Here is an 18001-nt window from a genome sequence, read left to right as displayed (position 1 = left end):
CGGGCGGCCCGATCGATTAAGAGCCGCGTTTCAATGCCGGCCGATCCGGACGCCCGGGCCGGAGAGCCGCGTTTCAATGCCGGTCGATCCGGACGCCCGGGCCGGAGAGCCGCGATCGGGCGGCGTCCACATCCGGTGAGCCCAGCCGGTCGAGCACCTCGTACGCCCGCTGCCAGGCCGCCACCGCCGCCGCCCGCGATCCGGCCGCGGCGTACGCGTCACCCAGGTTGAGCAGCGCGTGCCCCTCGTTGAACCGGTCACCGAATTCGACGTACAGGGAAATCGCCTCGGCATAATAGGCCGCCGACTCGTCGAACCGCCCGAGCCGGAAGTAGGCCGCCCCGACGCTGTCGAGCGTGTCGGCCTGATTGAACCGGTCGCCGATCCGGCGCAGCAGCGCGAGCGCCCGGCGGCAGTAGTCGAGCGCCTCCTCGTGCTCGCCCAGCCGCGAATGGAACCAGCCGAGCGCGTTGAGCGCCCGCGCCTCCCCCGACGCGTGCCCGCCCTGACGAAAATGCGCAAGAGCTTCCCGTACGCACGGCAGCGCCTCGCGGTAGCGGCCTTCGCAATCGAGGATCCAGGCCAGCGAGCGCCGCGCGTGTCCCATGCCGATCTGCTCGCCCAGGCCTTCGAAGATCCGGTACGCCTTCTCGAGCTGTTCCCGCGCCTCGGCATAGCGACCGAGCCGGATGTACGCGACGGCCAGCCCGCCCCGGCTCACCGCCACCCCGCGCCGGTCGGTCAGCCGCTCGGCCGCGCCCAGTGCCAGTTCCTGCGCGACGGCCAGATCGTGCGCATGCCCCTGCCGGTCGAGGAACTGCGTCAGCGTCCAACCGAGCTGCCAGGCGTGCGTGTCGAAGCCCGAACGGACAGCTTCGCGCAACGTGGCCAGCAGCACCGGTTCCTCGGCGGTGAACCAGCCGAGCGCGGCCTGGTGGTCGGCCGGCTGCTCGGTGCGCACCCCGGGGACGGCCGGCTGCAGCGCGATCGGGTCGTCCCGATAGGCGTTGAGCATCCGGTCGGCCGCGTACGCGGTGTGCAGGTAGTGGTCGTACGAGCGCCGGGACGCCGCCCGCCGCTCGTCGTCCGACTCGGTGCCGGCGGCCAGTTCGGCGGCGTAGGCGCGCAACAGATCGTGCAACACGAACCGGCCCGGTGCGCGTTCGGCCACCAGGTGGGCCCGGGCCAGTTCGCTCAACTGCGCGCGCACCGACGCGGCGGGCGCGGCGGCCAGTCCCCCGGCCGCGGCGACCGAGATCTCGGGACCGGCGTGCAGGCCGAGCAGCCGGAACAGCCGCGCCGCCGGGCCGCTCAGCGCCCGGTACGAGCAGGCGAACACCGCCCGGACGTTGGTGGCCAGGTCACCCGCGTCGAACGGGTCGAGACTGCCGTGCGCGCGGCACAGCTCCTCGGCCGTCGCCGCCAGCGGGAACTGCGGGTGGGCGGCGGCCCGGGCCGTCACCACCGAGAGCGCGAGCGGCAGCCGGGCGCAGGCGGCGATGATCTGCCGGACGGCGGCGGGCTCGGCCCGCACCCGGCCACTGCCGAGCCGGCCGGCGATCAGGTCGCGCGCCTGGCCGTCGTCGAGCAGGTCGACCTGCACCGGCCGGGCGCCGTCCAGCGCGACCAGGCTGAGCAGCTCGTTGCGGCTGGTCACGACCACGAACGAGCCGGGCGAGCCGGGCAGCAGCGGGCGCACCTGGTCGGCGTCGAGGGCGTTGTCGAGCACGATCAGGATCCGCCGGCCCGCGACGACGCTGCGGTAGAGCGCGGCGTGCCCGTCCGGGTCGGCGCCGATCCGGTCCGGTGGCACGCCCAGCGCCTCGAGGAAGCCGCGGATCACCCGGGCCGGGTCGGCGGCCGGGCTGCTCGGATCGAACCCGCGCAGGTTCACGTAGAGCTGCCCGTCGGGAAACCTTTCCCGTACGCCGTGCGCCCAGTTCACGGCCAGCGTCGTCTTGCCGACCCCGGCCGTCCCGGAGATCACGGCCACACCTCCCCCGGCGGCGATGCGGTCGAGTTGCGCGCTCTCGTCCGCGCGGCCCACGAAATCGCGCGGAGTGTGCGGCAGTTGCGCGGGCCGGACGGTCCGCGGAGTGTCCGGCCGCTGCGCGGACCGTCCGGCCCGCGCAGTGTCCGGCGCCTGATCGCCGCTCAGGATCCGCCGGTGCAGCCGCTGCAACGGCGCGGCCGGCTCGACCCCGAGCTCGTCGCGCAGCACCCGCCGCGCGTGCTGGTAGGCACCGAGCGCGTCGGCCCGCCGCCCGGCCTGGAACAGCGCGGACATGAGCAGTTCGTGCCACCGCTCGCGCAGCGGGTGCCCGGTGACCAGGCGGCGCAGCTCGTCGACGACCGTGGCGGCGTCGCCCGCGGCCAGGTCGAGCTCGATCCGCTCCTCGAGCACGGTCAGCACCCGCTCGGCCAGCCGTTCCCGCTCAGCGTCGAGGAACGGGCTGGCCAGGCCGTCGCACAGCGGCCCGCGGACGAGGGTCAGCGCGTCGCGCAGGCCGTCCCGGTTCCCGGCCGCCAGCGCCCGCCGCACCGCGATCTCGAACCGGGCCAGGTCGAACGCGTCGTCGGGCACGGTGAGCCGGTACCCCGACCCGGTCCAGGACAGCCGGCTGGCCGACGCGTGCGCGGCGCGATCGGGTTCGAGCACCCGGCGCAACCCGGACACGTGCCGCTGCACCAGGTTGACCGCGGACGCCGGGGCCGCGTCGCCCCACACCGCGTCGATCATCGCGCCCAGCCCGAGCGGGCGGTCGCGGTGCAGCAGGAGCACGGCCAGCACGACCTGCTGCTGCACCGGGCCGAGCCGGACCGGCTGCGGGCCGTGCCGGACGGCGAGCGGTCCGAGCACGTCGAAGGCCGGTGCAACGGCCGCTGCAGCGGTTGATGCAGCGGCGGGCGGCAGCATCGGCGTCGATGGTGTTCCGGGCGGGTGTCCGCGCCGGACGGGGGAGGAAGGAACCGACATGTCCAGGACACTCCTACCCGTGCTGACTCGGTTGATGATCGGGCCGCCGCGCGGGACGGCACCGGCGCCGGCCGATCACGTGGTCTTCCCGGAGGACGGCGACGGCTGGTCGGCCGGGGCGTGCGCGTCGCCGGCCGAGACGGCCTGTTCGCTGCGCGCATCGGCGATCGCTTTCGTGCAGTCCGTCGAGGGCGCGGACGGCACGTTCGTGCGCAGTCTGGTCGTGCAGACCGACGCGGTGATGCGCAATCCGTACGTCTTCGCGCCGGTGACGCTCGGCGTCGCGGTGGACGTCGTGGACAACACCGGCGTCACGCTGGCCACGTTCCGTCATGACGCGTCCGCGCATCCGTGGATCGACCCGCGCGGCAACAGCGCGGTCTTCAGCTGGATCGACAACCGTGTCATGCCCGACCCCCGGCTCAATCGCATCGACCATCTGCGTATCCGTTTCGCCAATCGGACCTGAGCCGCCCACGGTCAGCGCTGCGCGATCGCGGGCAGGGCCAGGGCCAGCGCGTTGCCGCCGTCGAGCAGCACCAGACCGAGCCGGTCGAACTCGGCCAGCGTCTCGCGCACGACGGCCTCGGGCAGTCCGGTCTTTTCCCGTACGGCGCGGGGGCTGACCGGACGGTCCGAGCACGCGGCATACACATCCGCGGCCGGACCGTCGAACGTGTGCGTGCACTCCCCGCCCGCCCGGCGCGCGTCGTAGATCTGTACGTATCGCGGCGCGGCCGAGAAAGTGAGCGTTGCCTGCGCGTTTCGTGCCGTCCAGGCGGCCACGGCCCGGCGCAGCCCGTCGTACGCCTCGTCGGGCAGCGCGCCCGTCACCTCGTACGCGAAGAAATAGGCCACCTTCTCGAGATCGACGGCGGGCGGATAGACGTGGGCGTAACCCGGATCCGGCCGGCGCCCGGTCACCCGGTCGTCGGTGAAGAGCGGACTGAACCGCTCGAGCCAGAGGCGGTCGGCGCTCTCCGGCGGTTGCAGGTGGGCGAGACGCGGCACGAGCGCGGCCTGCTCCTCGTAGTCCCGCCGGGTCTCGCCCGGGAAGCCCCACAGCAGGTTCCAGGAGACGTCGATCCCGTAGTAGCGCGCCCACCGCAACAGGTTGACGTTCTGCGCGGCCGTCGTCCCCTTGCGCATCAGGGTGAGCACATGGCTGCTGAGCGACTCCAGGCCCGGCTGCACGCGGGTGACCCCGGCCCGGGCCAGCAGCCGCACCTGGTCGCGGCGCAGGTTCGCCTTGACCTCGTAGAACAGCTCGTAGCCGCGCTCCCGCTCGGCCAGGGCGGGCAGAAGGGTGCGCAGGTAGCCGGTGTCCAGGATGTTGTCGACCGCGGCGAACCGGAAGCTGCCGTAGCGGCGGGCCTGCCGGTCCAGTTCGCCGAGTGCGCGTTCGTGCGGCTTCGCGCGGAACGCCATGCTCGCCCCGTTCAACCCGCAGAACGTGCAGTGGTGCTTGGCGCCCCACCAGCATCCGCGGGAGGTCTCGATCGGGATCCAGACCGCCCGCCGGCCGGCCTTCGCGAAGTACTCGTCGTAGTCCGGTATCGCCGTGGGCAGCGGACCCGGCGGCGCCTGCGGGTGGGCCGTGACCGTGCCGTCGGCGTTCCGGCGGATCAGACCGGGCACCGCGTCGAGCGTGGTGTTGTTTGTGAGGGCGTGCAGCAACTGCGGAAACGACTCGTCGGCCTCGCCCCGGATCGCGAAGTCGACACCTTCCACGGTCCGCACCCATTCGAGGCCCATCTCGCCGTCGAAGTTCGCCCCGCCGAAAACGGTCACCAATCCCGGGAACCGTTCCTTGAGCCGCCGGGCCAGCGCGAACGAGGCCGTGTTCTGTTCGAACGTGCACGTGAAACCGGCCACGCTCACGTCGCCCCACGGCTGACCGGAGACGAGGTCGTCCAGATAGGCCGGCACCACCTCGTGCCGGATCCGCAGGAGCAGCTTCCGTTCGGACGGCCGCACCTGGTCGTCCAGCAGCGCGGACCCGGGGTCGGGCGCGTCCGGGCCGAACGCGGCGACCGAGAACAGCCACTCACCGAGCATCCGGCCCCGATCCTCGGCCAGCATCTCGTACACGTCCGGGCCGACCCGCTCCGCGAAGTCGAGGTTGGCGTGCAGCGAACGCGCGGGAAAGCCGTGCTCGCGGGCGATCGCGGTGAGCAGTCCGGCCTGGATCGACGGACGACCGGCGCCCTGGAACGGCATCGAGACGATCACGACCGGATTCGTCATGGCCCGGCCCGTGCTACCGCCGTACCCAAATGGTGATCTGTACCGCGGGGCCGTCGTCGCCACCGTCGGGATCGGCCGAGCGGGCGGAACCGATCCGGCTCCCGATGCGGCTGGAGTCATCGGCGGACTCACCCTCGCGACGGCCGTGCACGAAGGTGTGGATGGTGGACTCGCCGAGCATCGTGTTCCGCCCGGCCGCGAACAGTTGCGCGAGCAGTGCGCGCTCCTGATCCGTGAGTCCGGTGACGGATGCGGTCACTTTCCGGATGAGGGCGTCGATGGCGTCGAGGTCTGTCGGCGGATCGGTCATGAGAACCTCCCGAGCAACTCACCTGCGATGGTCGACCGGCCGCGGGGCGAAGTCCACCGAATTGACGAGGGCCGACAGCGTGGGTCGGACGTACGACATCAGCGGTCCGGCGGTTGTGGTACGCGGGCAGACGGATTCTTCCGCGGCTAAGATCCCCTGCTGTGAGTGTGACGCGGCGTTATGTGTTGTTCCCCGGCCGGCACCATCTGCTGACCCAGTTCCAGGCCGACTACCTGCAGCGACTCGCGGACGACGGCGCCGCGACGATCGTCTGGGCGGTCACCTCGGCCAACCACGAGAACACGAAACGCAACCCGATCCCCTATCACCGGCGTGAGGCGGCGATCGAGCGGTTCAGCGTCGAGACCGGGCTGCGGTCGGTGGTCGTGCCGATCTTCGACACCGCGCCGACCGACAGGTTCGCTCAGGTAACGCTCAAGACCGTGACCGTGGCGACCGGGATCGACCTGACCCCGGAGAACACGCTCGTCGCCTGCTCGACGCCGGCGGTCGCCGGGCTCTACGCCGAGCTGGGGTTCACGATCGCACCCGTCGAGGACGCACCAGGCGTGTCCGCCGAGCGCCCGTGGGACGTCCTCCTCAAAGTGGCCGCGGGCGACGACTCGTGGCGCAAGCTCGCGCACCCGGCCACGGTCGACGTGTTCGACCGCTACGGGCTGCCGGCTGTCGTGCGCAGTGTGGTGAACGATCCGGTCGTCGGTGACGAGGGCGGGTTGACCGCGACGCGCGACTACCGGACATATGTCGAGGCTTTCGCGGACGCGGCCACGCGCAAATGGACCGCCGTGCGCCAGTACGTGCAGCCGGGCCGGATCGTGGACATCGGCTGCGGTGCGGGCGCCGTGCTCGAACTGGCCGACCGGGACGACACGCTGCACGAGAGCGACCTGATCGGCGTCGAGGTGGCCCGCCACCTCTACCAGGAGTGCGTGCACAAGAAGGCGCAGGGCGTCTTCCGCAACGCCAACGTCTACTTCTATCAGCGCAACGTGCTCGGCGGCGCGGTGCTGCCGGACCGCTCGGTCGACACCACGCTGACGTTCGCGCTCACGCACGAGATCTGGTCGTACGGACAACAACGCGCATCTCTGCTCGAGTTCGCGCGGCGCATCCACGAGCACACCGTGCCCGGCGGCGTCTGGATCAACAGCGATGTGTGCGGCCCGGGCGACCGCAACCGCCTCATCGACCTGCGCCTGACCAGCGAGGACGGATCAAACCCGGCTTCCCCCCGTACGGACCTGGCGGAACTCTCGTCGGCCGAGGTCACCGCCTACGTGTCCGGGTTGTCCACGCGCGCCCGGCTCGATCAGTTCGCGGTCGACTTCGCGTTCCCGGTCGAGTTCACGGCCCGGCCGGACGGAACGGTCCGCATCCCGTTCGGCCCGGCCATGGACTTCCTGACCCGCAAGGACTACGTCGACAACTGGCTGTCCGAGACGCACGAGCAGTTCTGCGGGCTCGACTTCGGCGACTGGGTCGAGCTGCTGGCCGAGGTCGGGTTCGAGCTCGACGCGGCGTCCCACCCGATCCGCAACGACTGGGTGATCGACAACCGGATCGCCCCGGTCGCCTCGATCGCCGACCTGGACGGCAACCCGCTCGACTGGCCGACCACGCACGCCATCATCGTGGCCCGCCGCCCGCACAACACCTGACCGCACCGCTCATCATCCTGAGCGCGACGGACACCATCGCGCGGAAAGCAGTCAGCGGGCGATCAGCACCGGACATCCCGACCGCTGGAGCAGCCGGCTTCCGATCGACCCGAGCATCAGGCCCTGGAAACCGTGCGTGCGCGGCCCGACCACCATGAGCCGGGCCGAGCGCGACCGTTGCACGAGCACCTTGTCCGCGCGGCCGTCCACGTATTCGCGGGACGCGCGCACCTCGGGGTACTTCTCGCGCCACGGGTCGAGCTGGGCGTCCAGGTCGGCGCCGAGCGGGTCCGGGGCCTTCGCGCCGCCGACGGTCACCGCCTCGACGCCGGTGTCGTGCAGCGACGCCTCCTCGAAGGCGTGCCCGGCCACGGTCGACGAGGACGGGCCGTCGTCCAGGCCGGCCACGACCGCGCCCGCCTCGGGGCCGTAGCGCCCGCGGACCACCACGACCGAGCACCGGGCCTGGGTCGCGACCTGGCTGCTGACCGACGCGATGGGCAGGATGGGCAGGCCGCCCTCGTGCCGTCCGCCCACCACCAGCAGGGCGGATTCCTCGGCCGCGTGCAACAGCACCGGTACGGCGTACCCGGGAAGGGCCTGGCATTTGACCTCGACCCCGGGCGCGGCGGCCCGGGCCTGCGCGACCGCGCGCTGCACGATCGCGCCCGCGTGCTCCTCGGCCGAGTGGGTCGGGGTGCTGCCGGGCGTCGACCGGCGCCGGTAGTACGCGGTGAGGATCCGCAGCTCAGCGCCGCGGCGTACGGCCTCGGTGGCGGCCCAGCCCACGGCCGCGGCGCCTTGGGCCGAGCCGTCCACACCCACCACGATCCGAGTCTTGATCATGTCCGCCTCCACAGGGGAACAGGCGGTCGCCGTTCGGCGGCACAATCTCCAGAGTCGTCCTGCGGAGGCCCCACCGACAAGGGTGATTACGGCTAGTGCGACTCGCGGGACACCTGGTCGCCGCTTCCGCCGATCAGGAAGTCCAGGTCGGCGCCGGTGTTGGCCTGGCCGACGGTATCGACGTAGAGCTTCTCCCAGCCGCGGACCGGTGCCGCGTAGGCCCGGGCCGCCTCCTCCGACGGCGGCCGCGCGTCCCACTCGTCGGCCGGGACGTCCACGTCCAGCCGGCGGTTGGCCAGGTCGAGCACGATCATGTCGCCGGTGCGCACTTTGGCGAGCGGTCCGCCCGCGGCCGCTTCCGGTGCGACGTGCAGAACGACCGTCCCGTACGCCGTACCGCTCATCCGCCCGTCACAAATGCGCACCATGTCGCGCACTCCGTCGGCCAGCAGCTTGGCCGGCAGCGGAAGGTTGGACACCTCGGGCATGCCGGGGTAGCCCTTCGGCCCGCAACCGCGCAGCACGAGCACCGAATCGGCGGTCACCCCGAGCTCGGGATCGTCGAGCCGGGCCTTCAGGTCCTCCACCGAGTCGAACACGACGGCCGGGCCGCGATGCTGGAGCAGGGCGGGCGTGGCCGCGGCCGGTTTGACCAGGGCACCGTCGGGCGCGAGGTTGCCGTAGAGCACCGCTATCCCGGCCTCCTCCTGCAGCGGCTCGGCGCGGGAGCGGATCACCTCACGGTCGTAGACGCGGGCCGCGCCGAGGGCGGACACCAGCGGCTCGCCGATGACCGTGATCGCCGCCGGATCGAGCAGATCGCTCACTTCGGCCAGCACGGCGTGCAGCCCGCCCGCGCGGTACAGGTCGTCCATCAGGAACCGGCCGGCCGGCAACAGGTCGACCAGCAGCGGCACGCCGGCCCCGATCCGGTCGAAGTCGTCCTGGGTCAGCGGCACCCCGAGCCGGCCCGCGATCGCCAGCAGGTGCACCACGGCGTTGGTCGAACCGCCGAGCGCGGCCAGGGCGACGATCGCGTTGTGGAACGATCCAGGGGTCATCACCGCGCTGGGCCGCCGGTCCTGTTCGACCAGGTCGACCGCGAGCACCCCGGTGGCGTGCGCGGCCTCGAGCAGGCGGCTGTCCGGCGCCGGGGTGCCCGCGATGCCCGGCAGGGTCATGCCCAGCACCTCGGCCAGCAGACCCATGGTCGACGCGGTGCCCATGGTGTTGCAGTGCCCGCGGCTGCGGATCATCGAGGACTCCGAGAGCTGGAACTCGTCCGCGCTCAGCGTGCCCGCACGAACCTCTTCGCTCAGTTTCCACACATCGGTGCCGCACCCGAGCGGCGTGCCCCGGAACGTGCCGGTGAGCATCGGCCCGCCCGGCACCACGACGGCCGGCAGGTCGACCGAGGCAGCGGCCATGAGGAGGGCCGGGATGGTCTTGTCACAGCCGCCGAGCAGCACGACGCCGTCGATCGGGTTGGCCCGCAGCATCTCCTCGATGGCCATCGCGGCCATGTTGCGCCACAGCATCGCGGTCGGCCGCACCTGTGTCTCGCCGATCGACACGACCGGCAGGTCGAGCGCAATCCCGCCCGCCCGGTGGATGCCGTCGGCCACACTGCGCGAAACCTCGTTCAAATGCGCATTGCACGGGGTCAGATCGCTCGCGGTGTTGGCGATGGCGATGTGCGGCCGGCCGTCGAACGCGTCGGCGGGCAGGCCCCGCCGCATCCACGCGCGGTGGATGTAGCTGTTCCGGTCGTCGCCGCCGTACCACTGAGCGCTGCGCCGATCCGCCATCTCCGGACTGTAACGCCGCGAATCGCAACTCGGGAAGATCCTTCATCATCGCGGAACTTCCGCCTAGTCTTCGGAACATGACTGCGCGCTTCGTTGCCCGTCCGGCCGGCGCGGAGGCCTACGCTCTCGGCGAGGGCCCGGTGTGGGACGCCGCCCGCGAACGGCTGCTCTGGGTCGACATCCTGGGCGGCACGGTGCACGCGGGCACCCTTTCGACTTCGCACGAGATCCCCGCTTCGCACGAGATCCCGGCTTCTCCCGAGCTCTCGGCTTCCCACGAGACTCCGGCTTCCCACGAGACCCCGGCTTCTCACGTGATCTCGGTGACCGACACGTGGGAGTTCGACGATCTGGCCTGCGCGGTGGCCGTCTCCGCGGCGGGCGAGCTGCTGGTGGCTCAGCGGGGCAAGATCATTCAGGGCGATTCCCGTACGGTCGTGGCCGATCTCAGCCGCACGGACAGCCGCCTCAACGACGGCGCGGTCGACCCGCAGGGCCGGTTCCTGATCGGCAGCATGGCCCTCGACTCGGCGCGCGGCAACCAGGCCCTGATGCGCCTGGACGGCGGCGACGTGACCGTGCTCGACGACGACCTGACCCTGTCCAACGGGCTCGCCTGGAGCCCCGACGGCGGGACGCTCTACAGCATCGACACCGTGCCGGGCGTCGTCTACGGGCGGGACTATCCGGACGGCGTACGGCGGGAATTGTTCCGTTTCTCCGACGGGCAGCCGGACGGGCTGTGCGTGGACGCCATCGGCAACCTGTGGATCGCGGTCTGGGGCGGCGGCCGGGTGGAGTGCCGGACCCCGGGCGGAACCGTGCTCGCCGTGGTCGACGTGGACGCCCCGCACACCACAAGTTGCGCGTTTGCCGGTCCCGACCTGCGCGTTCTGGTCATCACGACCGCCACCGACGGGTTGTCCCCGGCCGAACTGACGCGCCACCCGGCCTCCGGGCGCCTCTTCACCGCCGACGTCGGCGCCGCCGGACTCCCGACCCCGTATGTCCAGTTGTCCCCGACGCCGTAGCGCTGTTACGGCGTACGGGGAAATCTCGTCTGTGAGGAGCAAGAACCGTGTTCCTGATGCGCATCGGTGCCCCCGGCGCCGAGAAGCCCGCCGTCCGCGCGAGTGGGTCGGACTACGTCGACGTGTCCGACCTGGTGGCCGACTTCGACGAGGCGTTCTTCGGCGGTGACGGCGCGGCTCAGCTGGCCGGACCGGTGGCCGACCGGATCGCCGCGGGTGACGTGCACCCGATCGGCGACCAGCGGATCGGCGCCCCGATCGCCCGGCCGCACCAGATCCTGTGCATCGGGCTCAACTACAGCGACCACGCCGCCGAGACCGGCCAGGCCGTGCCGGCCGAGCCGATCCTGTTCACCAAGTCGCCGAACACCCTGGTCGGGCCGGACGACGACGTACGCATCCCGCGCGGCTCGACCAAGACCGACTGGGAGGTCGAGCTCGGCATCGTGATCGGCCGCCGCACGTCCTACCTGGCCTCGGTCGACGAGGCGGCCGCCGCGATCGCCGGCTACGTGCTGGTCAACGACGTGAGCGAACGCGCATTCCAGATGGAGCGCGGCGGACAGTGGGTCAAGGGCAAGTCGGCCGAGACGTTCAACCCGGCCGGGCCGTGGCTGGCTACGCCGGACGAGATCCCCGATGTCCGCAACCTGTCCATGTGGCTCGATGTGAACGGCGAACGCCGGCAGACGGGCAACACCAAGACGATGATCTTCGACCCGTTCGTCGTCGTGCACTACCTGAGCCAGTTCCTGATGCTCGAACCCGGCGACCTGATCAACACCGGCACCCCGCCCGGCGTCGGGCTGGGCATGAAGCCGCCGACCTACCTGCAGGCCGGTGACGTGATGACGCTCGGCATCGAGCACCTCGGCACCGCCCGCCAGCAGGTCGTAGGCCCGCGATGACCGGCCTGCGCGCGATCGTCACCGGCGGCGCCTCCGGCATCGGCCTGGCCACCGCGTCGCTGCTCGCCGAACGCGGCTACCGGGTGGCCACGCTCGACCTGAACACCGACGTGCCGGCGCCGCTCATGGGCCTGCGCTGTGACGTCACCGACGACGCCTCGGTCCGCGCGGCCGTGGCCGAGGCCGCGTCCGCGTTCGGCGGCCTCGACGTCGTCGTCAACAACGCGGGCATCGGCGCCCAGGGCACCGTGGAGGAGAACGACGACGCCGAGTGGTCGCGCGTGTTCGACGTGAACGTGCAGGGCATGGTCCGGGTGAGCCGGGCCGCGCTCCCCCACCTGCGCGAGTCGTCGCACGCCGCGATCGTCAACACCTGCTCGATCGTGGCCACCGCCGGCCTGCCGCGACGGGCCCTCTACGGGGCGACCAAGGGCGCCGTGCTGTCGCTGACGCTGAACATGGCGGCCGACCACCTGTCCGAGGGCATCCGGGTCAACTGCGTGAATCCCGGCACGGCCGACACTCCCTGGATCAACCGCCTGCTGGCCGCCACCGACGACCCGGCGGCCGAGCGGGTCGCTCTCGAGGCCCGGCAGCCCTCCGGCCGGATGGTCACCGCCGACGAGGTGGCCGCCGCGATCGCCTACCTGGCCGGCCCCGACGCCTCCGCCACGACGGGCGTAGCGCTGGCCATCGACGGCGGCATGCAGGGCCTGCGCGTACGGCCGCCCGCGACCCGGTGAACCAGCCCGACCCGCTGCGTGCGGCGGCCGGCCAGGCACCTCGCGGGGCCGCCTTGTCGGACGCGCTCGAATACCTCGACCACAACGAGTTCGAGATCGCGCTCGACGCCCTGGCCGAGCTGGGCGAAGCTCGGTCGTTCGTCCTCTGAGCTGTCGCCGGTGCACCGACAGGTCCTGTGACAGGATCGCGGGATGCTGCGACTCACCGACTTCATCATCGACTGCCCGGACACGATGAAACTGGCGGCCTTCTACGCCGAGGTGACCGGGCGGCCGATCAAGGACGGCAGCGACGCGGACTGGGCCGGCGTGCAGTTCGGCGAGATCGAGCTGGCCTTCAACCAGGTGGCGGACTACCGGGCCCCGCAGTGGCCGAGCAGCGAACACCCCAAGCAGTTCCACCTGGACTTCGAGGTCGACGACATCGAGGCGGAGCAGAGCCGCGTCCTGGCGCTCGGCGCGACCCTGCAGCGGGATCACGTCGGGCCGGAGGGGTTCGGCTTCCGCGTTTACACCGATCCCGTCGGACATCCGTTCTGCCTGTGCCGCAACCGCGGTGTCGTGTGGACCGCCGAGGGTCCGGTCTGGCCCGAGCGTCGATGACGCATCGCACTCTCAGTTCTGGATCGGTGGGGCCCACCCCGGCCGCGGGATCAGGCAGAACGGGTGCCCGGCCGGGTCGGCGAAGACGTGATCGCCGCCCGGCCGGGGCGTAGCGCCGAGGGCGAGCGCGGCCTCGGTGGCCACGGCCAGGTCGTCGACCATCACGTCGAGGTGCATCTGCTGCGGCACGGCCGGGCCGGGCCAGGTGGGCGCGCGGTGATCGGGCGCCCGCTGGAAGGCCAGGCCCGACGTGGTCGTGTCGGCCGAGACGACCACGAAGTCGCCGTCGTCATAGGTGATCGGTTCGCCGAGCAGCGCCGACCAGAAGCGGGCCGACGCCGCCGGGTCGGGGCAGTCGACGATCAGGTGGTGCCGGCGGCCGACGGGCATGCGATCACCTCGCCCCGACGATCTCCAGCGAGACCCCGGCGGCCAGGCGATACGGGTTGGTGGCGACCAGAGCGCCGATCGCCCGGCGTAGGCGGGACACCTCGGCCCGCACGGTGACCACGTGGTCGGCGTCGCCGTGCAGGAAGCGGCTCATCTGGGCCGCCGTCAGGCCCGCCGGGCCGCAGGCGACCAGCAGCTCCAGGATCTCGGCGTGCCGGCGGGTCAGCGGCGTGCGCCACGGCGCCGACTCGCCGCACACCTCGAGCACGGGCGACGAGCGCAGGTCGAGGGTGGCCCGGATGGCCGTCTGGGGTCCGGCCGGTCGCACCAGCCAGCCCTCGGGCAGCCGTTCCGGCAGGCACAGACCCAGCCCGGGTACGCCCAGCGCCGTCCCCTCCCGCGGCGTGCCGATCCGGTCGCGGGTGGCCACCCCGCTCGCCGCCGCCACCCAGCCGTGCTCGTCCACGATCAGCAGCGGTCCCGGCACGGTCGACACCACGTGGGCGGCCGAGCGCCGCAACCGTTCCAGCCGGTCGGCGTGATGCCGCCACAACTGCGCCTCGGCCAGCCGCACGCCCATGGCCACCATCGCCTCGATCGCCGGATGCAGAGTGAGCGCCGGACCGCTCACATCGACAATGCCGAGCAGTTCCCCCGTACGCGGATCGTGCACCGGATGCGCGGTGCAGTACCAGGCGTGCTGAGCCTCCTCGAAGTGCTCGGCCGAGAACAGCTGCACCGGCGCCGCCTCGACCAGCGCCGTCCCGATGGCATTGGTGCCGACCGCCGTCTCGGTCCAGTTCGCGCCCTCGCCGAAGCCCAGCACATCGGCCCGGCGGCGCAGCGCGACCGGCCCCGCCCGCCACAGGATCACCCCGTCGGCGTCGGTCACGACCAGCAGAAACCCGTCGGCCAGCCGGAGCAGGTCGTCGATCACCAGGGCCAGCGGCGATTCCCGGCGCAGCCGCTCGATCTCGTCGAACGGCAACGGGTCGCGGGCGTTGGCGCGGCTCGGGTCGAGGCCCAGCCCGAGCATCCGGGCCCAGCTGCGCGAGACCAGGTCGCGCGGGCGCTGCGGCGGACGGTCGCCGGCGAGCACAGCATCGTGGACGCGGCGCAGCTCACGGGCATGCCGCGACAGGTCGGTGCCGGGCCGCACCGCGCCGAAATCGCCCACGACTGAGCATGGCCCGCGCGTGCAATGTGTTGCAACCCTGTTGCGGACTGAAGTCGGAACTGTCTATTAGCGCCATGACGCAGACAACGGATGTGCGACAGCGAGTGGACGACTGGCTCGCCTCTTTTGAGAGTGCCCTGCACGACCGGGACGTCGAACGGGCCGCCGCGCTGTTCGCCCCCACCTGCTTCTGGCGCGACCTGGTCGCCTTCACCTGGAACATCACCACGGTCGAGGGCCGCGACGGCGTCACCGACCTGCTGACCCGCACGCTCGACGGCGCCGACCCGAGCGGCTTCGCGTTGACCGAGGACCCGACCGAGAGCGACGGCGTGATCGACGCCTGGATCCGGTTCGAGACGGCGACCGGGCGCGGCACCGGTCATCTGCGCCTGACCTCCGAAGGCGCGTGGACCCTGCTCACCACGCTGCGCGAGCTCAAGGGCTTCGAGGAGTCGCAGTATGCGAGACGACCGCAGGGCGTCGAGCACGAGCTGGCCAAGGGGCGCCAGAGCTGGAAGGAGCGCCGCGACTCCGAGGCGGCCACTCTGGGGAGCGACGAGCAGCCGTACGTGATCGTGATCGGCGGCGGTCAGGGCGGCATCGCGCTCGGCGCCCGGCTGCGGCAGCTCGGCGTGCCGGCCCTGGTGATCGACAAGAACGCCCGGCCGGGCGACCAGTGGCGCGGCCGGTACAAGAGCCTTTGCCTGCACGATCCCGTCTGGTACGACCACCTGCCCTATCTGCCGTTCCCGCCGAACTGGCCGGTCTTCGCGCCCAAGGACAAGATCGGCGACTGGCTGGAGATGTACACGAAGGTCATGGAGGTGCCGTACTGGTCGTCGTCGACTGTTCGTTCGGCCGCCTTCGATCAGGAAACGAACAAGTGGACGGTAACCGTCGAGCGCGACGGAAACGCGCAGACGCTCACACCCGCGCATGTCGTGTTCGCCACCGGCATGTCGGGCAAGGCGAACTATCCGGAACTGCCGGGACAGGACGTCTTCCGCGGCGAACAGCACCATTCGAGCGGGCATCCCGGCCCGGAGGCGTACGCGGGAAAGAAGGTTGTGGTCGTTGGCTCGAACAACTCGGCCTTCGACATCTGCGGTGCGTTGTGGGAGCACGACGCGGACGTCACCATGGTGCAACGCTCATCGACGCACATCGTGAAGTCGGCTTCGCTCATGGACATCGGGCTCGGCGACCTCTACTCCGAGCGGGCGGTCGCGTCCGGCGTCACCACCGACAAGGCCGACATGATCTTCGCGTCGATCCCGTACCGGATCATGCACGAGTTCCAGATCCCGCTGTACGAGCAGATGGCCGAACGGGATGCGGAGTTCTACGCGCGGCTGGAGAAGGCCGGCTTCGAGCACGACTGGGGCGCCGACGGATCCGGTCTGTTCATGAAGTACCTGCGACGCGGCTCCGGCTACTACATCGACGTGGGTGCGGCCGACCTGGTCGCCGACGGGCGGGTCAAGCTCGCGCACGGCCAGGTCGATCACCTGACCGAGGACGCGGTGGTGCTCGAGGACGGCACCGAACTGCCGGCCGACCTGGTGGTCTACGCCACCGGCTACGGCTCGATGAACGGCTGGGTGGCCGACATCGTCGACGCCGCGACCGCCGACAGGGTGGGCAAGGTGTGGGGGCTCGGCTCGGACACGCCCAAGGACCCGGGCCCGTGGGAGGGCGAGCAGCGCAACATGTGGAAGCCCACCCAGCAGGACAACCTGTGGTTCCACGGCGGCAACCTGCACCAGTCGCGGCACTACTCGCTCTATCTGGCGCTGCAGCTCAAGGCCCGCTACGAGGACGTGCCGACGCCCGTCTACCGCCTTCAGGAGTCGTACCACCAAAAGTGACCCACGCCACATGAAAGGATGATCCGTCGGGGGTCCCGGTGTCGTCTGACCGGGTGTGAGAGTGACCGACCTCGACGAGGAGCAACTGCTCCGCCGCGTCGCGCGAGCCGATCGGGCCGCGTTCGACGAGTTGTACCGGCGTACGTCGCCGTGGCTGGCTGTCCGGCTGCGGCGGCGTTGCGCTGATGACGGCATGGTCGCCGAGGTCATGCAGGACACGTATCTGGCGATCTGGCGGGCCGCCGGATCTTTCACGGGAGACGGCAGCGCGGCCGGTTGGCTCTGGAAGATCGCCGCCCACCGTCTGGTCGACGCCGCCCGCCACCGTGCCCGACGTCCGGAGTTTCCGTCCGAGGATCTTCCCGTACGGACCACAGCCGCCGCCGAGGACGAAGCGCTCGCCGGTTCACTCGGTGACGAGGTCGGGCTGGCCCTCTCGCAACTCGCCCCCGAACTCCGCGCCGTCCTGCACGCGATGGTGCTGGACGGGCTGACCGTGCGCGAGACGTCGATCCTGCTCGGGCTGCCCGAGGGAACCGTGAAGAGCCGGGCCCGTCGCGCCCGCACCGTGCTGCGGGAGGCACTGTCATGACGACGCACATCCCTTCCCCCGCGCTCGAGAGCTACGTCGCCGCGGACCCCGGTCTCGACGACGCCGCCGTCTGGGCCGTGGAGGTTCACCTGGAGAACTGCGCCGAGTGCCGCGCCCGGATGGCCGAGATGGCCGCGCCGCCACTGCTCGCGCTGCTCGACGACGTGCAGGTGGCGATCGACCGCGGGGTGCGGTCCGGGCCCGGACCGGTCCGCCGGCACCCCTGGCGCCGCATGGTCCACCGGTGGGCGGTGTGGTCGGTCGTCCCGTGGATCGTGACCGTGCTCAGCGCCGTGCTGGCCGCTTTCCTGCTCGACCGCCAGTTCCCCGAACGGCCCTCGCTGGTGCTTCTGCTGGCCCCGGTCGCCCCGCTGGCCGGCCTGGCCGTCGCCTGGTCCCGGCGCAGCGACCCGGCCTGGGAGATCACCGCGGGCACCTCGCGGGCCGGTCTCGAGATGCTTTTCCGCCGTACGGTCGTGGTGCTCGCGACCGTGCTGCCACCGCTGGCCCTGGCCGGCTGGCGGCTCGGCATGAACCCGGCCCTGTGGCTGCTGCCCGCCCTCACCTTCACCGCGGCCACGCTGCTGCTCGGCGGCCGGATCGGCGTCGACCGGGCCGCCGCCGTGCTGGGCAGCGCCTGGGTGCTGGTCATCGTCGTGCCGGCGATCACCTCCGCCGACCTGCCCGTGGTCATCCGATCCGAAAGTCTGCCGGTCTGGGCACTCGCCGCCGTGATCGGCACCGTTCTGACCCTCCTGCGCGCCGGTGACCACCAGCGCGCCCCCCGTTGATCCGTCGAGGAGAGATTCCCTTGGTACG

Annotated in this window: 17 protein-coding genes; 10 read left to right on the top strand and 7 right to left on the bottom strand. The window is 71.6% G+C overall.

What is annotated here, in order from left to right; all coding sequences use genetic code 11:
• Positions 1–73: 73 nt before the first annotated feature.
• On the bottom strand, positions 74–2917 hold the full coding sequence (locus KOI35_RS15690; protein WP_215788152.1) for an AfsR/SARP family transcriptional regulator: 2844 nt from the start codon (positions 2915–2917) through the stop codon (positions 74–76).
• A 79-nt stretch (positions 2918–2996) separates the two neighbouring features.
• On the opposite strand from KOI35_RS15690, the gene KOI35_RS15685 reads away from it, so the two are divergent.
• Complete coding sequence (locus KOI35_RS15685) at positions 2997–3446, top strand: hypothetical protein (RefSeq protein WP_215788150.1); 450 nt, start codon at positions 2997–2999, stop codon at positions 3444–3446.
• Positions 3447–3457: 11 nt separating this feature from the next.
• Here the strand turns inward: KOI35_RS15685 and KOI35_RS15680 are convergent, their stop codons facing one another.
• Both KOI35_RS15680 and KOI35_RS15675 read right to left on the bottom strand, forming a co-directional pair.
• A complete protein-coding gene (locus KOI35_RS15680; protein ID WP_215788148.1) occupies positions 3458–5224 on the bottom strand; it encodes a RiPP maturation radical SAM C-methyltransferase in 1767 nt (588 codons plus the stop codon).
• 13 nt (positions 5225–5237) lie between these two features.
• Entirely contained in the window at positions 5238–5534 is a 297-nt protein-coding gene (locus tag KOI35_RS15675) for a hypothetical protein (protein ID WP_215788146.1), read from the bottom strand.
• 161 nt (positions 5535–5695) lie between these two features.
• On the opposite strand from KOI35_RS15675, the gene KOI35_RS15670 reads away from it, so the two are divergent.
• The gene (locus KOI35_RS15670) at positions 5696–7213 is read left to right on the top strand and encodes a class I SAM-dependent methyltransferase (RefSeq protein WP_215788144.1); all 1518 of its coding nucleotides are present in this window, start codon (positions 5696–5698) and stop codon (positions 7211–7213) included.
• A gap of 51 nt (positions 7214–7264) precedes the next feature.
• Here KOI35_RS15670 and KOI35_RS15665 read toward each other — a convergent pair whose 3' ends face one another.
• Together KOI35_RS15665 and KOI35_RS15660 are read right to left on the bottom strand one after the other, a co-directional pair.
• Positions 7265–8059, bottom strand: a complete 795-nt coding sequence (locus KOI35_RS15665) for a universal stress protein (protein ID WP_215788142.1) — start codon at positions 8057–8059, stop codon at positions 7265–7267.
• 92 nt (positions 8060–8151) lie between these two features.
• Positions 8152–9867 (bottom strand): dihydroxy-acid dehydratase, encoded by a 1716-nt coding sequence (locus KOI35_RS15660; protein WP_215788141.1) that lies wholly within the window; start codon positions 9865–9867, stop codon positions 8152–8154.
• A 77-nt stretch (positions 9868–9944) separates the two neighbouring features.
• Between KOI35_RS15660 and KOI35_RS15655 the strand changes: the two genes are divergently transcribed.
• Genes KOI35_RS15655 through KOI35_RS15635 form a run of 5 tightly spaced genes read left to right on the top strand, consistent with a single transcriptional unit; the run spans position 9945 to position 13152 of the window.
• On the top strand, positions 9945–10898 hold the full coding sequence (locus tag KOI35_RS15655) for an SMP-30/gluconolactonase/LRE family protein (protein WP_215788139.1): 954 nt from the start codon (positions 9945–9947) through the stop codon (positions 10896–10898).
• Positions 10899–10954: 56 nt separating this feature from the next.
• On the top strand, positions 10955–11806 hold the full coding sequence (locus KOI35_RS15650; RefSeq protein WP_246613231.1) for a fumarylacetoacetate hydrolase family protein: 852 nt from the start codon (positions 10955–10957) through the stop codon (positions 11804–11806).
• On the top strand, positions 11803–12549 hold the full coding sequence (locus tag KOI35_RS15645) for an SDR family NAD(P)-dependent oxidoreductase (RefSeq protein ID WP_215788135.1): 747 nt from the start codon (positions 11803–11805) through the stop codon (positions 12547–12549). The genes KOI35_RS15650 and KOI35_RS15645 overlap by 4 nt, the downstream gene beginning before the upstream one ends.
• Positions 12546–12698 carry a hypothetical protein gene (locus KOI35_RS15640; RefSeq protein WP_215788133.1) on the top strand — a complete coding sequence of 51 codons (153 nt, stop codon included), beginning with the start codon at positions 12546–12548 and terminating at the stop codon, positions 12696–12698. Before KOI35_RS15645 ends, KOI35_RS15640 begins: the two co-directional genes overlap by 4 nt.
• Before the next feature lie 43 nt (positions 12699–12741).
• Complete coding sequence (locus KOI35_RS15635) at positions 12742–13152, top strand: VOC family protein (RefSeq protein WP_215788131.1); 411 nt, start codon at positions 12742–12744, stop codon at positions 13150–13152.
• 12 nt (positions 13153–13164) lie between these two features.
• Here the strand turns inward: KOI35_RS15635 and KOI35_RS15630 are convergent, their stop codons facing one another.
• Both KOI35_RS15630 and KOI35_RS15625 read right to left on the bottom strand, forming a co-directional pair.
• A complete protein-coding gene (locus KOI35_RS15630; protein WP_215788129.1) occupies positions 13165–13542 on the bottom strand; it encodes a VOC family protein in 378 nt (125 codons plus the stop codon).
• Between the two features lie 4 nt (positions 13543–13546).
• Entirely contained in the window at positions 13547–14719 is a 1173-nt protein-coding gene (locus KOI35_RS15625) for a sigma-54-dependent transcriptional regulator family protein (protein WP_215788127.1), read from the bottom strand.
• A gap of 74 nt (positions 14720–14793) precedes the next feature.
• Here KOI35_RS15625 and KOI35_RS15620 point away from each other — a divergent pair, with 74 nt between their 5' ends.
• From KOI35_RS15620 to KOI35_RS15610, 3 genes are all read left to right on the top strand, one after another.
• Complete coding sequence (locus KOI35_RS15620) at positions 14794–16590, top strand: flavin-containing monooxygenase (RefSeq protein WP_215788125.1); 1797 nt, start codon at positions 14794–14796, stop codon at positions 16588–16590.
• Between the two features lie 61 nt (positions 16591–16651).
• Positions 16652–17182 carry an RNA polymerase sigma factor gene (locus tag KOI35_RS15615; protein ID WP_215788123.1) on the top strand — a complete coding sequence of 177 codons (531 nt, stop codon included), beginning with the start codon at positions 16652–16654 and terminating at the stop codon, positions 17180–17182.
• Entirely contained in the window at positions 17179–17973 is a 795-nt protein-coding gene (locus KOI35_RS15610; protein ID WP_215788121.1) for a cupin domain-containing protein, read from the top strand. Before KOI35_RS15615 ends, KOI35_RS15610 begins: the two co-directional genes overlap by 4 nt.
• Positions 17974–18001 lie beyond the last annotated feature (28 nt).

This window comes from Paractinoplanes bogorensis (assembly GCF_018829635.1).
Taxonomy (GTDB): Bacteria; Actinomycetota; Actinomycetes; order Mycobacteriales; family Micromonosporaceae; genus Actinoplanes; species Actinoplanes bogorensis.
Note: the sequence above shows the minus strand (reverse complement) of the source record. Positions and strands in the feature narration are given on the sequence as shown.

What these genes read in the sequence shown, in the direction of transcription:
- KOI35_RS15610 (WP_215788121.1), top strand. Translation starts at nt 17,179, where the DNA reads ATGACGACGCACATCCCTTCCCCCGCGCTCGAGAGCTACGTCGCCGCG.
- KOI35_RS15635 (WP_215788131.1), top strand. Translation starts at nt 12,742, where the DNA reads ATGCTGCGACTCACCGACTTCATCATCGACTGCCCGGACACGATGAAA.
- KOI35_RS15680 (WP_215788148.1), bottom strand. Translation starts at nt 5,224, where the DNA reads ATGACGAATCCGGTCGTGATCGTCTCGATGCCGTTCCAGGGCGCCGGT.
- KOI35_RS15660 (WP_215788141.1), bottom strand. Translation starts at nt 9,867, where the DNA reads ATGGCGGATCGGCGCAGCGCTCAGTGGTACGGCGGCGACGACCGGAAC.
- KOI35_RS15620 (WP_215788125.1), top strand. Translation starts at nt 14,794, where the DNA reads ATGACGCAGACAACGGATGTGCGACAGCGAGTGGACGACTGGCTCGCC.
- KOI35_RS15675 (WP_215788146.1), bottom strand. Translation starts at nt 5,534, where the DNA reads ATGACCGATCCGCCGACAGACCTCGACGCCATCGACGCCCTCATCCGG.
- KOI35_RS15645 (WP_215788135.1), top strand. Translation starts at nt 11,803, where the DNA reads ATGACCGGCCTGCGCGCGATCGTCACCGGCGGCGCCTCCGGCATCGGC.
- KOI35_RS15665 (WP_215788142.1), bottom strand. Translation starts at nt 8,059, where the DNA reads ATGATCAAGACTCGGATCGTGGTGGGTGTGGACGGCTCGGCCCAAGGC.
- KOI35_RS15690 (WP_215788152.1), bottom strand. Translation starts at nt 2,917, where the DNA reads ATGCTGCCGCCCGCCGCTGCATCAACCGCTGCAGCGGCCGTTGCACCG.
- KOI35_RS15655 (WP_215788139.1), top strand. Translation starts at nt 9,945, where the DNA reads ATGACTGCGCGCTTCGTTGCCCGTCCGGCCGGCGCGGAGGCCTACGCT.
- KOI35_RS15630 (WP_215788129.1), bottom strand. Translation starts at nt 13,542, where the DNA reads ATGCCCGTCGGCCGCCGGCACCACCTGATCGTCGACTGCCCCGACCCG.
- KOI35_RS15650 (WP_246613231.1), top strand. Translation starts at nt 10,955, where the DNA reads ATGCGCATCGGTGCCCCCGGCGCCGAGAAGCCCGCCGTCCGCGCGAGT.